The following is a 15,035-nucleotide window of genomic DNA, read 5'->3' as shown; positions in this document are numbered from 1 at the left end:
AGTCGTTGAAGGAGTTAACAATAAACTGAAACTATTAAAACGGTGTGGATTTGGCTTCAGGAACTTTAAAAATTTTACTATACGCGCTTTGCTTTTGTGGCATTATCCTAACAGTTTAGCACACTAAGTACGGAAGACCCGGAAATGGGGCATGACTTCATTTAAGGCTGGTGGGCACTGCCCACCCTACGGTATATCAGGGGTTTCGGTGAGCCCAAAATGCTGACTGGAGCGTGCTATTGAGATTAAGTATTGGCAATACTTCCCTTGCTCCCCCCGCTCCCCCTGCTTTTAGCGCTTAAGTTGACACCAATGCACGCCCCGTGCGCCCCTACAGTTTACAAGTGCCTAATACTTTCGTTCTTGGGGTTCAAAGCGGGTAATCGCCACTGACTTGTACTGCAAATCAATTCCGGCTGAGGAATAGTATGCCAGGGTATGCTTCAAAAAGTTGGTATCATCCCGTTGGGGATAATCCTCACGAGAATGGGCACCCCGACTTTCTTGGCGATTTAGGGCACAAGTGAGAATGATTTCGCCAACAACCATGAGATTCCGCAGTTCCAAAGCTTCGATTAATTCCGTATTCCAGCAGCTTCCTTTGTCATCTAAATAGATATTTTGGTACTGCTGTTTCAACTGTTGCAGTTGATTCAATCCTTCCTGCATTAATGCCTCGGTGCGGAAGACGCCGCAGTATTGAGTCATGCAGTCTTGGAAGTTTTGACGTAGTTTATCGATGCGTAGGCTTCCGGATTGACCTAGCAATGCATTAATCTTATTCTGGGCAGCATTGAGATAGACTTGTTCATCAATGTCCGGTAATTTGCGGTTTTGAATATATTGCGCGATCGCAGCCCCAGTCCGTCTGCCGTAAACTACGCATTCTAGCAGGGAATTACTCCCTAGGCGATTAGCACCGTGAACCGAGACACAAGCGGATTCCCCGGCGGCAAAAAATCCTTCAATCAAGCCATCGGTTCCACTTCGCACTTGTCCATCGGTATTGACGGGAATGCCACCCATGGAATAATGGGCTGTAGGACGCACGGGCATCGGTTCGTATACCGCATCAACCCCGACGAGTCGGTGGGCTTCTTCCCAACAGAAGGGAATGCGACTCATTATTTTTTCCTTACCTAGATGCCGCAAGTCCAGATAGACACAAGGACCTCCAGGATTCCCATCCGGATAAACCCCGCGACCGGCACGAATTTCTAATGCGATCGCGCGTGAGGTAATATCCCGTGGGGCGAGTTCCATTTTACTCGCGGCATAATTTGCCATGAAGCGATCGCCTTCACTATTAATCAGATACGCCCCTTCACCCCGTACCGCTTCGGAAATTAATACACCCACCGGATATAACCCGGTTGGATGAAACTGGACAAACTCCATATCCTCCAACGGTACCCCCGCCAAAGCTGACATGGCTAAGCCATCCCCCGTCGAGGCAAAATCATTGGAGGTGGTATTAAACACCCGCCCATAGCCCCCTGTGGCAAACATCACCGCTTTTGCCCGTACCACTTGCAGGTGAGTTGTCAGGAGGTTAAACATCACCACCCCTTTTGCCTGCCCATCTTCCAAAATCAGCCGCATGACGTACCATTCTTCGTACACCGTCACGTCGTTCTTGCGGAGATTACTTACCAGTTCATGAAGAATTGCATGACCCGTTTTATCGGCAGCATAGCAAGTACGGCGATGGGAATGACCCCCAAAGGCACGTTGGGCAATGCGACCATCGGGTAAGCGGGAAAAAAGTACCCCCAGATGTTCTAAATCAATCACCACATCCGGTGCTTCGCGGGTGAGAATTTCTACCGCATCTTGGTCAGCCAGATAATCTGACCCCTTAACTGTATCAAAGGCGTGGGCTTCCCAGGTATCCTCAGCATCCACATTTTTCAGCGTCGCCGCCATCCCCCCTTGGGCAGCAACGGAGTGGGAACGAATGGGATGGGTTTTGGCAACTAGTGCCACATTTAGCTTCGGATCAGTGCGTTTAATTTCCAACGCCGCCCGACACCCGGCTAAACCACCGCCGACAATAATCACATCGTGTTCTCGCATCTCAACTCAATTGAATTTCTGCTGTTATAAATATTCAACTACCCCAACTTACTCCGTTGCGCCTTGAGGCGTCACTTCGTTGAATTTGGGGGACTTAAGGCGGGTGGGCATTGCCCACCCTACTACTGCTCCTGTGCTTTGGAGCCTCCTGCCCTTGAGCCTTGAGCCTTCTATTACTAGCTAGTTGCCTGAGCCGGTTGGGATGCACCGCGACTGCTCCGATTGGCAGCCGTTGTTTCCTGCTCTTCCATCGCTAATATTTCAATATGATTGAGCAATGTGGTCACAAAGGCAAAGAGTAAAAAGGGCAAAGACAAGACCAAGACTAATCCCACCGTTGCCAATGCATAAATTTGGCGCTCGGCACTCCACAGCGCCAGTGCAGAGGCAAGACTTATGAAAATGACGATTAACCACACAATGATTTGTCCATAGATATCGCCAAAACTCAGGGTGCAGATCAAGCGATATTTGTTAAATTGTTCCATTATCAACCTCGACACATTTCTTTAAGTTCCAAGGATAAGACCGTATTTGAGGTTTGGCGCATTTCTCAACATATTTTTAAATTGGTCGCAACATCTGTTTACAATTGGGGATTGGGAATTGGGCGAAGCATTCGCGTTGGGACGTTGATAGAAAACCGAGACATCTGGACGCGAATGCTTCTCCCCTACGAATGCATGACCCTTGGTTGCACTCAAGGAACAAGTCAGACTTATACTGAACTCAGGGTAACGCGATCGCGTCCTTGCTGTTTCGATAGATACAGGGCTTGATTTGCCGCCATAATCAAGGCATCGATGTCAGTATGGGGGTCAACCAGACTTGCCACACCTAAACTAACCGTTACCACAGAAGCAGGCAACTTTAACGTCTCAGGCGGTTTAAATTCAATCGCCAGAGATTTAACCTTGTCTCGCATCTTTTCTGCTACTTGAAACGCTCCCGTGGCATTCGTATGAGGTAAAAGGATCGCAAATTCTTCTCCCCCATAACGCGCCACGACATCTGTTGTTCGTTTGACACAGCTACGCAGGCAATAAGCAATGCGCCGTAAACACTCATCTCCTGCTGCTATGCCATAGACTTTGTTGTAGAGTTTGAAACAATCAATATCGCACAAGATTAAGGATAGAGGAGACTGTTCTACATTTAAATGATGCCACTCTTGTTCGAGTTTTTGGTCAAAATAACGACGAGTCGCAAGCTGAGTCAGAGTATCCATACTATCAAAGGAATAGAATTATAGGTTTGGTGTTCTTTGTGATCACACGGTATTCTTAAAAATATAGATAGCTAGTCTTCAGTCCTCAAGAATTAAAACACCTGCTAGGTTAAGGCTTACCTCTATTATCACAAATTTTTGTATACTGTTCCTTCACTTGGGAATTTGTCCGCAGATATTCCTGCACCCAATGGCAACCAAATGCCCAGAGCTGATCGAGATCAATGATTTGGTCTAAATCCCACAGAATTACAGTTTTGTCCACACTAGCAGAGGCAAGGGTGCGACCATCAGGACTAAAGGTAACATCATAGACCCGATCGCTATGGGCTTCTAAGGTGACGAGAACTGTACCGTCATTGCGCCACAGCTTCACCGTCTTATCCAAACTCGCAGACGCCAGAAGTTGCCCATCGGGACTAAATGCAATATCGTTGACGCGATCGCGATGCCCGTTTAGAGTGGCTAGTAATGTGCCATCCCTTGTCCAGAGTTTAATCGTATTGTCCCAACTCGCAGACGCAAGGCGTTGACTATCGGGACTAAAGGCTAAAGCACGAATACTATCACCATGTCCGGTTAAGGTGTTCAGTAAACTGCCATCCTGTTTCCAAATTTTAATCGTTTTATCTTCACTTCCAGAAGCAATTAACTCACCATCTGGGCTAAATACCACCTCATAAACTGCATCGTTATGTCCGGTTAAGGTTTTAAGGAATTTACCATCCCGCGTCCAGAGTTTGACGGTTTGATCGCTACTCGCAGAGGCAAGCAACTGACCATCTGGGCTAAATGCTACACCGTAAACGGTGCTACTATGTCCCCGTAACGTTTTCAATAAAGTCCCATCACTTTGCCAAAATTTAATAGTTTTATCTCCACTCGCTGAAGCAATCATTAGCTCATTGCTTGACAGTGATTCAATAATTTCGCTATTGCCTTGATTAGTTTCTTTCTTCGTCACAATACCATTTTCAGAGGAACTATTAGCATTCACTGGGGGAGCAACAGCAACATCGAACACGGCTTCATCATGCCCCTCAAAAGACGCCAACAACTCACCATCACGTCGCCAGAGTTTTATTTCACCATCCCAACTCCCAGAAACCAGAGTTTGACTATCCGGACTAAAATCAACACCCCAAATAGCATCCTGATGTCCTTGGAGAAAAGTTAACAAGGTTTTTCCCAGCGTCCAAAGTTTAATTGTGCCATCCAAACTCGCAGAAGCCAACATTTGACCATCGGGGCTAAACGCTACCGCCCAGAGTCCATTTTGATGCCCGTTCAAAACAGTGAGTTCGGTTCCATTGGTTTGCCAAAGTCTAACGGTTTGATCCCAACTCGCAGAAGCAAGGGTTTGACCATCCGGGCTAAACGCCAAACCAAAAACTCCATCAGTATGTCCTTCTAAGGTTCTTAATAACATCCCATCAGCCTGCCAGAGTTTGACTGTTCCATCTATATAACTTGAAGCCACAAGTTTACCATTGGGACTAAATTTTACATAATTTACCAAACTCTCATGACCTTTGAGGGTTTTTAGCAACCTACCATTATCTGTCCAAATTTTAACGGTTTTATCCCAACTGGCAGAGGCAAAGTATTGACCATTTGGACTAAAGGCTACATGGCGAACTTCTGCGCTATGTTCTTTGATTATCTTAGGAATAAAGCATTCTTGGGGATTGTTGATTGTTGATTGTGAACTAATGCAAGTCCGATCAATTCTCCAAAGTCTTATCGTTTGATCATCACTACCAGAGACTAACACCTGACCATTAGGACTAAAAGTGACACTATTGACCTGGTTTTTATGCCCATTAAGTGTGGCAACTAACGTGCCATTGCGCCGCCACAGTTTCACGGTTTTATCCTTACTTGCCGAAGCAATGAGTTTACTGTCTGGGCTAAATGTTACACTTTTTACTGTATCGCTGTGTGCTTTAATTGTGGTTAATAACGTTCCATCAGTTTGCCAAAGCTTAATCGTTTTATCTTCACCCGCTGAGGCAATCATTGAACCATCGGGACTAAATTCTACGTCATGTACTTGCTGGCGATGACCAGAGAGGCGGTTATATTCTTTGACGCCATACACTGCCTTTCTTAGCACTTTTTCAACGGATTTTTTTGTCTGAGTGTCCACTCGACCTAAGGCTTGTAATTTCTGTTTGGCTCGTAGGGCAGCAATTAAAGCATCTAATCGTTGATCGAGGGCAAATAGTGCTTCTGAAGACGTGGTAATTGCCTCAATTTCACTAATCGCTAACCTGCGGTTTTGCACCAGAATTGCCCCGGCTAATCCACTGACGAGAACCAACATTATCCCAACGGTTACCAACAGTAATCGCTGTTTTTTGCCAATCTCACGTTCAGCAGCTAGTCGTGCTTCAACTTCCTTGATGCGTTCGGCTTCTATCTGCTTTTGAACCTCATTGCGATCGCAGGTTTCGCTGGCGGCTAAGAATTGATAATCTAAGTCACTCAAACTTTTGCCCTGAGACCAAGTTTGGGCATCTTTTAAAGCCTGTCCGCGCAAGAGTCGTGATGAATCCTGAAATTGTGATCCTACCCAAGCTGCTAAGGTTTGAGAGTAAGGGCGCAGATTGGTTAATTGTTTCTCAACCCAGTCGGGGTTAAAAACGGCTAGATAGACGCGATTTTTTACTTTTAAAATACCCTGTTCTTTGACAACCAAACCGGATAGTAATAATTCGGTTTGCTCGCGACTATCATCCGTTTCGATATCAATACCCTGTAAAATTTGTTGATAAATTCCCAGTAATCTGCCCGCTCGTGCTTCGTTTCTCAAGAGGCGATCGCGGACGGTACGTAGGTGTTCTGGCTCATCCTGGGATTCCCAATGGTGAATGATGCGATCGCGCACTATGGATTCTACCCAAAAGGCTTCGGTTCCTGGTGGAATTTTCAGCGGCTCACTGACTGTCTGTTGCGCTACTTCCAGCACCAGTTGACACAGCTTTTGGGTCAAAAAAGGTTGCCCTTCTGTCCAAGCTAATATTTCTTTGAGGATGGCTTGAGGGTTAGCAAATTGTTGGCTGAATCCTTTGGCTAAGGGTTGAGATTCTTCCAGTTTAAAGCCTTGCAGTTCGATGGCTTTGCCAATATTAAATGGAGTGCGTTTTTTGTCAGTAATTAAATCGCTGGGTGTTGCCACACCGAATAGGGCAAAAGTGAGGCGATTGTAGTCTGGTTCTAAAGTACGTTGGTTATAGCAAAATCGAATTAAGGCAAAAAAGTCATCAATGGGGAAATCTAAACTTAAAATGCTATCAATTTCATCGATAAAAATAATCAGGTTTTGGTTGGCAAATTGATTTAAAACTATTTCACAGATAAACTTATTGAATCGCTGGGGTAGAGAAATATCCTCTTGCTGTTGCCACCAAGTTTTTATATTAACCGTTTTAAATAGTTTTAATTTTCGACTTAAATCTAGAATCAGTCCCTTATACCACTGAGTCGGCGTAATCGTTTCCGAGCCAATCATGGTCATATCAATGGTGGCACAAATAAACCCCTCTTGTTGCAGGCGATGGCAGGTTTTTACCAATAGGGAAGATTTGCCCATTTGCCGACAGTTAAGAACATAGCAAAACTCACCCTGTTTAAGTAATTGATACAGTTGCTGATCGGCTTTTCGTTGAACATAGATGGGAGCATCTTTGTGCAGACTCCCACCCACTTGATAAGGATTCATCGTTGTTGAAAATATCTGGAAAGATGAGACAAGAGATAGGATGGGGGACGGGTAATGGGACTTTAGGCTTGGCTATTGATGATAGCGTTTGTGTAAATCCCGCCCTGATTGCCCTAATGTTACTTGCACTCAGGGTAACACCGTCAGCATCTTCCCTGTCTGCATGGATAAAGCCCCGGTTTCCCTAGCTACGAACTACGTGATCACTAAAATTTAAACCCGACAAAAAAAGTCGGGTATATTTGACGGTAGTTTTGAGCTGTGATACTATCAGCAAAACGTTGACGAATAGAGAGAGACCACCCATGACCCAGGCAACCATCCCCCATACATCCCGCACCGCTGCCACATTCAAAAACCTCACCTGTAAAGAGTGTGGCGCCGAATACGAACCTCAAGCCATCCACGTTTGCGAGTTCTGCTTCGGTCCTTTGGAAGTCACATACGACTACGACGCCCTGCGCCGCCACGTTAGCCGTGAGACAATTCACTCAGGACCGAATTCAATTTGGCGCTATCGTTCCTTCTTACCCGTAGCTACAGACAATCTTATTGATGTAGGCACAGGGATGACACCTTTAGTCAAATCCCATCGCTTAGCACGACGCCTGGGTCTAAAAAATCTTTATATTAAAAATGATGCGGTAAACATGCCCACCCTGAGTTTCAAGGATAGGGTCGTTTCCGTCGCACTGACTAGAGCTAGAGAATTAGGATTTTCTACAGTATCTTGTGCGAGTACCGGCAACTTAGCCAATTCTACCGCTGCGATCGCGGCACACGCGGGACTCGATTGTTGTGTATTTATTCCGGCTGACTTAGAAGCGGGTAAAGTCTTAGGCACATTAATCTACAACCCCACAGTAATGGCAGTTCAAGGCAACTATGATCAGGTCAACCGCCTCTGTTGTGAGGTTGCCAATACCCAGGGTTGGGGATTTGTCAATATTAATTTGCGTCCTTACTATTCTGAAGGCTCAAAAACCCTGGGCTTTGAAGTCGCCGAACAACTGGGTTGGCAGCTACCAGATCATATTGTGGCGCCCCTAGCTTCCGGTTCTCTGTTCACGAAAATTCATAAAGGCTTCCAAGAATTCATTAAAACGGGTTTAGTCGCCGATAAAGCCGTTCGCTTCAGTGGCGCACAAGCCGAAGGCTGTTCTCCCATTGCCCAAGCCTTCCGGGAAGGACGGGATTTCGTGACTCCAGTAAAACCCAGTACAATAGCTAAATCGATCGCGATTGGAAATCCAGCGGATGGAATCTATGCCCTAGAGCTCGCCCAGAAAACCAACGGCACCATTGAATCCGTCACCGACGCCGAAATTGTTGAAGGGATGAAACTGCTAGCTGAAACCGAAGGTATCTTTACCGAAACCGCTGGTGGTACAACAATAGCCGTCCTCAAGAAATTGGTGGAAGCTGGAAAAATTGACCCCGATGAAACCACCGTTGCCTATATCACCGGGAATGGACTAAAAACCCAAGAAGCGGTACAAGGATATATTGGTGAACCCCTCACCATTGAACCGAAATTAGATAGTTTTGAGCGAGCCTTAGAACGGGCGCGTACCCTTGACCGTTTGGAATGGCAACAAGTCTTGGTTTAATCATGTTCCAGACGCGCCATGGCGCGTCTCTCCATACCATGGCGTTTCTGTCGGGGCGGGTTTCACTATTATCGTTTCTGTTGCACCCAGATGTGACTAAACCCGCCCCGACAACCCTAGGCTCAAAGAAACCTGGTTTTGAGAGATATCATGCTACGTCTTTGCTGGGAAACATTTCCAACATCTACCCATTAACTACTGATTCCTAATCTATGGCTGTAAAAGTTCTAATTCCTACCACTCTCCAGAAATTCACCAACGATAAAGCAATGATTGAATGCAGCGCTGGCAATGTTGCTGAACTTTTGGACTCTCTCGAAATTAGTTGTCCTGGGATTAAAGGACGTTTGTGTGATGATCAAGGAAAGCCTCGTCGCTTTTTAAACTTCTACGTCAATAGCGAAGATATTCGCTTTCTCGATGGCACAAATACCCAACTCAGCGATGGCGATGAAGTCAGCATTGTACCTGCTGTGGCTGGCGGTTAATCGGAACTAGAAAAAACGTTACGAATTTGGTGTAGAGACGCGCCATGGCGCGTCTCTACAACAGTTCGTTTGTCCTAATCGATGTGTCTACTGCTATAGTGTTTCACCCGCGACAGGTAAGCGGGGAGTTTTGGTAACTAAATCAAGATTGATGCTACCGAAAACTAGGATAGATTTCATCGGACAAATAGTTTTAGTGACGTACTCCTAAACTTCCCTAGATGAATGCTGTATATTGTTTCGATGTACGCTTAGTATCCTAAACATTATAAACCGAGCAACACTCAGAAGTTGTGGGTCTTCCGTAGTTACTGTGCTAAATTGTTAGTTTGATTTGCTCGAATATTGGACAGCAATAGCTTGTATAGCTTCCAGATTAATTCAGCAAGCCCTAAGTATAATTAAGCCAAACAGTATCTGAGTCATATCCTATCGTGTAAATGGTGGCAATAATCCCCCCCAACATAACTAATTCTAAAGAAATTATACTCTATATTATTAGCCTACTAATTGCAACCCAACGTGTTTAATAAAGGCATACCAATCTTGACTAAAGCCTTTAAATTCAACATCCTTGAGGGTAAATTTTATGTGAGAATCTTCAATTGGCAACGATACCATATTATAGGCATCAGGTTTATTGGTTAATATCACCAGTTCAGTCCCGGCGGGAATCGGTTGCAGGGCATTTGGACTTAGATACATAGATTGAACCGGGGCACGCTTAACTACGGTATCCACGTTAAAGACAATTTTGATCAACCCCCCTTGAGGCGGCAATGTTTTTCGGTAAACCATCATTTTGACAACATCTTTTTCTATTTGCTTTGAGAGCATCTGTGCCACCGTTTCTGTTGGTCTCAGGGGTTCTTTGGTGATTTGAACATGCTCAATAAACGCATACCAGTTTAAACTTCTGCCCTGAAAGCTAATATCCTGGAAACTGATCCGAATATGTCGGGTTAGATCTGGGGGAGTGTAGGATTGTAGGACTAATAGCGTGCTAGCCGGAATCGGCTGAAGTTTATAGCTTGGCAGTAAACTGGATTGAATGGGTTCTTGTTTAAGAATTGTATCTTGGGTAGACAGCATTCGGACTAAGCTAACCATAGTTTGATAATTCCTTGTAATTGTCATTCGTCATTTGTAAAATTATTCCCGCTCTTAACACTCAGTTAGGGCGGGTTTAGTCGCATCTGGGTAAAAAAGAAATGATAATAGTGAAACCCGCCCCTACACAAATTCTTTCCCTTCATTCTTAGGAAATACTGCCACGCTTGCGGGCTTCTTTGTAAGATATTCCTACATTTTGTAACCCAGCGCGAATCATCTGCTGTTCTAATAAGCTAAAAAAGCGGGCGCGATCGCCTCCTCGAACCACAGCCTGATTATGGGCTTCTGCTATAGCAATGGGATAGCCATAGCCTTTGTAAACTTGTGCCAGCATTAAACTTAGAGATTGATTGAATAACATAGTATCCTGTGCTACCCATTCTGGGACTTCGATGCGGGCAATTTCTGTACCAACGTGAACATAGCAGAAATAAATCCGGTGATGATCGTATAGATCCAAAATTCGCACCGAACTACGAAATAAAGGACTACGTTGTCCGGGTTCAAGTAAACTCGACCAGAGCATCGTATCACGTAAGGGTTCAACAACCTGACAAGGCAATTTATCGGTAACAGAGGCGCAATGGTTGATACAGTTGGGGGTGTCATAAGCACAGGCTTGTAACCGAAGAAAATGTAGGGCTTCACTGCTGCGAGACGCACTCAAATAGCCCATCAGCGGTACATTCACTGATCGCAACTGATCCCAAGCCGCTAGAATCGGGGGAAGGATGCGATCGCGCGCTTCTGTGGGTAAGGATTCCAGAAACCAGTAAATCAGTGATCCATCCACCATCGCCAGATTAGGAATATCAAAGTGAGAACCGGGCGGGTTGACCCAGCGACACGCCATTTCTGCCAATACCGATACCTCAGACACAGTGCGACGATACCCCATCCATTCTTCGGTACGAATCCCCCATTGGCGGGATATATATAAATCTTCCGGTCGGTAAAAGACTTCGGGTAGGCTATCTAAGAGCGGGTGTAAACTTTGTCCATAGTGCAACATCACCCGACCGACGTTAATTAAATAACAATAGGCGATTTCGTGATGGGAGGGGGACATTTGAGACCCATCGGTGGCAAAAACAGTATGGCTTTCGGGAGGGGAATCCAGATCAAGGCGAGTATCCAGGGGTTCGACGGGAACAGCCGCCGTAAAGGTTATGCGATCGCGCCATTGCTGGTGGGATTGAATCAGCTCATCTTGTCGGCGATTAGTCTCCAGCAGCAGCTTTTGCGCCAGTTCCCAGCGTTGGCGACTGGCTAGCGCCTCCCCTTTCAGATGCTGGCTAATTCCAGGGATTTGTTTCGCGAGTTTCGTGAGATCGAGCATTAAATTATAGTACCCGATACAGGATATGTATATTTATGTTATCTTTATTTAACGATTTCAGTAGTAATAATTAGAACTATTGCTTAAACGAAGCAAACCTCCGACTTACTTAGGAATCGTTGTAACAAATTTTACATTTTGTGATTTCCTTAAGGCAAAGATTGTAAGGTTAAATTACCAAATATTAAGTTATACAAAATAAGCTTGAATTTATCTCGGTAGCTGTCCTAGAGTCAAGTTAATTCAATTGGCATTCATGAGAGTATTGTGTAACCCAAATTGAAAAAGCTGGATAACTGCGACTTAATTTAGCTCGAAGTTGTGTAGCGAATAGTTTGAAACCTGTTTCCCCTGAATGAGATTTAAAGAAAAAGTAAATTGGATGCCGTTGGCATAAAGTTTGTTAATCAATAATACTGACGAGGTGCATTATGGATGTTGCAACCCTTTCAAAACTTGGTGTAAAACATGCTGAAAATGCCGTAGCCGAATCCCTGCGGATTCAAACTGGATTAGATTGGACAAAGCCGGTTACGTTCTACGGGATTATCAATGAACGTTGTAATGTTAAATGTCGCCAGTGTGAGTATTGGCGACTCCCGAAATATAAAGACGAAATGACTGTAGAGGATTGGAAAAGCGCCCTCCTCAGTATAAAAGACTTTGTGGGCGAGTATTCCATCAACTTTAGTGGCGGCGAACCTTATATCAAAAAAGGGTTTCTCGACATACTGGCGTTTGCCAATAGTAATGGTATTCACTGCGGTGTGACCACAAATGGCTCATGCATGACCCAGGAAAATGCTGCCAAAACTGTAGCAGCGCGTCCCTTTAATGTAAATATGTCAGTGGATGCACCCAATGCAGAACTTCATGAGTACCTGCGGGGTCAACCAGGTTTATTTACTAAGCTTTCTAACGGCATTAAGTATCTACGTCAGGAACAGGAAAAACAAGACATACGTTTTCCAATTATTGTCAAACCGACATTAAATCGCCTCAATTTCCGTTTAATGCCTGAACTGGTAGAATGGGCGCAACAGATTGGGGCTACGGCTGTTAATTTCCAACCCGTCAATCTTTGGACACCAGAAACCTATAATGAACTGTGGCTAAAAGCCGAAGACTATGAAGACTTTGCTCAGGTAATTGAGCGCCTGATTGAAATGAAGCAAAACGGTGCGCCGATTATGACGGGTGATGATGTTCTGCGGCTTTTCTTACCTCACTTCCGTGAAGAAAAGGCTCCTGAATCCGTTCGTCCCTGTCGAGTTGGGCTTCGCAATTTCTGGATTGAAACAGATGGGAATGTGAAACTCTGTAATGATTATCCAGTCATTGGTAATATTAAACACCAGAGTGCTAAAGAAATCTGGTATGGGGAAAAAGCCAAAGAGATTCGCCAGCAGACATTGGACTGCGGTAAACTTTGTTTAATTACCTGTGTGTCGCAAAAAACGCTAATGGATAAAGTTGTGATGGGAATGAAGCTACTGCGGAATTGATATAAAATTACGATTATCCCTCGCCTAGGAAGCGAGACTATGCTCTCAGGTCGAGGGATTTTATCTCATTTGGGCTTAGCTATTTGGGTTCAGGAGAGAAGATATGAGTAAAAAGCGCTGAAAACTGCTGTAACTATCGTTGGTGATGGACAAGAACGAAGTAATCTAGAAAAAAGAGTGCAGGCTCTTAAATTAAATAATGTTATTAAGTTTATTGGTAAAATACCTCAAAAAGAAACCCTTAATTATTATCGACAAGCTGATGTTTTTTGCTTCCCCTCTATCAGAGAATCTGGTGGAACAGTAGTATTAGAAGCGATGGCTTGTGGACTACCCTGTATTATTGCAAATAATGGTGGTATCAGTTTGTGACTTCCTTCATGCATAGATTGTAAAATTTAAGGTCTAAATATTAAGTGAAATAAAATAAACTTGAATTGATCGCGGTAGATGTTCTAAAGTCAAGACAATCCAATTAGCATTCATGAGAGAGTATTGTTTAAACCAGACGGAAAAGCTGGATAACTGGGACTTAATTTAACTCAAAGCTGTGTGTGGAATAAACGGAAAATGCTTTCTCCCTGACTAAGAAGAGTTAAACAAAAAAGAACTTGGATGCCGTTGGCATAAAGTTTCTAAACAAATAGTACTGACGAGGTGTATTATGGATGCTGTAATTCTTTCCAAACTCGGTGTCAAACATGCTGAGAATGCTGTAGCCGAATCACTGCGGATTCAAACTGGATTAGATTGGACAAAGCCAGTTACGTTCTACGGGCTTATCAATGAACGTTGTAATGTTAAATGTCGCCAGTGCGGGTTTTGGCGACTCCCTCAATACAAAGAGGAAATGACGATTGAAGAATGGAAACGTGCCCTTCTCAGCATCAAAAACTTTGTGGGTGGGTATTCCATCAACTTTAGTGGCGGTGAACCCTATATTAAAAAGGGGTTTCTTGACTTACTGGACTTTGCTAATAGCAATGGCATCCACTGTGGTGTGACCACTAATGGTTTGTGCATGACCCAGGGCAATGCTGCCAAAACTGTAGCAGCGCGTCCCTTCAATGTAAATATTTCAGTAGATGCACCCAATGCAGAACTCCATGATTACCTGCGGGGTCAACCCGGTTTATTTACTAAGCTTTCTAACGGCATCAAGTATCTACGCCAGGAACAGGAAAAACAAGGCGTAACTTTTCCGATTATTGCAAAACCGACATTAAATCGCCTGAATTTCCGTTTAATGCCTGAACTGGTAGAGTGGGCACAACAAATTGGTGCTACCGCTGTTAATTTCCAACCCGTAAGTCTGTGGACACCAGAAACCTATAATGAACTGTGGTTTAAAGCTGAAGATTATGACGAGTTGACCAAGGTCATTGAGCGTCTAATTGAAATGAAGCAAAACGGTGCGCCCATTATGACGGGTGATGAGGCTCTACAGATGTTCCTCTCTCATTTCCGTAACGAAAAAGCATCTGAATCCTTTCGTCCTTGTCGAGTCGGACTTCGTAATTTCTTTATTTACCCTGATGGAAATGTAGAATTGTGTGAAGAGTATCCAGCCATTGGTAATGTGAAGTACCAGAGTGCTAAAGAAATCTGGTATGGAGAAAAAGCTAAAGAGGTTCGCCAGCAGACATTGGACTGCGATAAACTTTGTTTAAAGACCTGCGTGTCGCAAAAGACGCTTATGGATAAAGTTTTGATGGGACTGAAGCTACTGCGGAATTGATGCAAAATTAAAAGGAGCATCTCATTTGGGAAAAAGCATTACCAAAAGTAACGACATGGCAATGGTTTCAGCCCCTTAAAAAAGCTAACGCGCAAAATTGGGATGCTCCAAAATTCAACTTATCTCTGGGTAGATGTCAAACCTTATGTTTTTTCCCTAACAGTCTCCCTTATCCCTCGCCTAAACAATGGGAACTATTAGTTTAGTTTTTTGA

13 protein-coding genes are annotated in these 15,035 nt (G+C 44.3%); 7 read left to right on the top strand and 6 right to left on the bottom strand.

The window, feature by feature from the left end:
- The coding region (locus RIM23_RS30655) for a transposase (protein ID WP_446365467.1) at positions 1–127 on the top strand (127 nt) is incomplete at its 5' end.
- Between the two features lie 221 nt (positions 128–348).
- Here RIM23_RS30655 and RIM23_RS30650 read toward each other — a convergent pair.
- The 4 genes from RIM23_RS30650 to RIM23_RS30635 all read right to left on the bottom strand — a co-directional run bounded on the left by RIM23_RS30650 (position 349) and on the right by RIM23_RS30635 (position 7,028).
- On the bottom strand, positions 349–2,076 hold the full coding sequence (locus RIM23_RS30650) for a succinate dehydrogenase/fumarate reductase flavoprotein subunit (protein WP_446372282.1): 1,728 nt from the start codon (positions 2,074–2,076) through the stop codon (positions 349–351).
- A 176-nt stretch (positions 2,077–2,252) separates the two neighbouring features.
- Positions 2,253–2,564, bottom strand: a complete 312-nt coding sequence (locus RIM23_RS30645; RefSeq protein ID WP_446337851.1) for a hypothetical protein — start codon at positions 2,562–2,564, stop codon at positions 2,253–2,255.
- A 230-nt stretch (positions 2,565–2,794) separates the two neighbouring features.
- A complete protein-coding gene (locus tag RIM23_RS30640; protein WP_446372280.1) occupies positions 2,795–3,304 on the bottom strand; it encodes a diguanylate cyclase in 510 nt (169 codons plus the stop codon).
- Positions 3,305–3,413: 109 nt separating this feature from the next.
- Positions 3,414–7,028, bottom strand: coding sequence for a WD40 domain-containing protein (locus tag RIM23_RS30635; protein WP_446372278.1), 3,615 nt, complete (start codon positions 7,026–7,028; stop codon positions 3,414–3,416).
- Between the two features lie 305 nt (positions 7,029–7,333).
- On the opposite strand from RIM23_RS30635, the gene thrC reads away from it, so the two are divergent.
- From thrC to RIM23_RS30620, 3 genes are read left to right on the top strand one after another with little or no spacing between them, the layout of a single operon-like run.
- Positions 7,334–8,638 (top strand): threonine synthase, encoded by a 1,305-nt coding sequence (gene thrC / locus RIM23_RS30630; RefSeq protein WP_446372276.1) that lies wholly within the window; start codon positions 7,334–7,336, stop codon positions 8,636–8,638.
- Positions 8,617–8,847 carry a hypothetical protein gene (locus RIM23_RS30625; protein WP_446372274.1) on the top strand — a complete coding sequence of 77 codons (231 nt, stop codon included), beginning with the start codon at positions 8,617–8,619 and terminating at the stop codon, positions 8,845–8,847. The genes thrC and RIM23_RS30625 overlap by 22 nt, the downstream gene beginning before the upstream one ends.
- A 3-nt stretch (positions 8,848–8,850) precedes the next feature.
- Positions 8,851–9,126, top strand: coding sequence for a MoaD/ThiS family protein (locus RIM23_RS30620; RefSeq protein WP_446337847.1), 276 nt, complete (start codon positions 8,851–8,853; stop codon positions 9,124–9,126).
- 498 nt (positions 9,127–9,624) lie between these two features.
- Here RIM23_RS30620 and RIM23_RS30615 read toward each other — a convergent pair whose 3' ends face one another.
- Both RIM23_RS30615 and RIM23_RS30610 read right to left on the bottom strand, forming a co-directional pair.
- Positions 9,625–10,263, bottom strand: coding sequence for a hypothetical protein (locus tag RIM23_RS30615; RefSeq protein ID WP_446372272.1), 639 nt, complete (start codon positions 10,261–10,263; stop codon positions 9,625–9,627).
- Between the two features lie 121 nt (positions 10,264–10,384).
- On the bottom strand, positions 10,385–11,578 hold the full coding sequence (locus RIM23_RS30610) for a DNA double-strand break repair nuclease NurA (protein WP_446372270.1): 1,194 nt from the start codon (positions 11,576–11,578) through the stop codon (positions 10,385–10,387).
- A 431-nt stretch (positions 11,579–12,009) separates the two neighbouring features.
- Between RIM23_RS30610 and RIM23_RS30605 the strand changes: the two genes are divergently transcribed.
- The 3 genes from RIM23_RS30605 to RIM23_RS30595 all read left to right on the top strand — a co-directional run bounded on the left by RIM23_RS30605 (position 12,010) and on the right by RIM23_RS30595 (position 14,821).
- Positions 12,010–13,083, top strand: a complete 1,074-nt coding sequence (locus RIM23_RS30605) for a radical SAM/SPASM domain-containing protein (RefSeq protein ID WP_446372269.1) — start codon at positions 12,010–12,012, stop codon at positions 13,081–13,083.
- A 117-nt stretch (positions 13,084–13,200) separates the two neighbouring features.
- Complete coding sequence (locus RIM23_RS30600; RefSeq protein ID WP_446372284.1) at positions 13,201–13,455, top strand: glycosyltransferase; 255 nt, start codon at positions 13,201–13,203, stop codon at positions 13,453–13,455.
- Between the two features lie 292 nt (positions 13,456–13,747).
- A complete protein-coding gene (locus tag RIM23_RS30595; protein WP_446372267.1) occupies positions 13,748–14,821 on the top strand; it encodes a radical SAM/SPASM domain-containing protein in 1,074 nt (357 codons plus the stop codon).
- Positions 14,822–15,035: the final 214 nt, after the last annotated feature.

The sequence above is a fragment of the Coleofasciculus sp. G3-WIS-01 genome (genome assembly GCF_040223135.1).
Taxonomy (GTDB): domain Bacteria; phylum Cyanobacteriota; class Cyanobacteriia; order Cyanobacteriales; family Coleofasciculaceae; genus Coleofasciculus.
The sequence above is the reverse complement of the archived record's forward strand: the minus strand, read 5'-3'. Positions and strand labels throughout refer to the sequence as shown.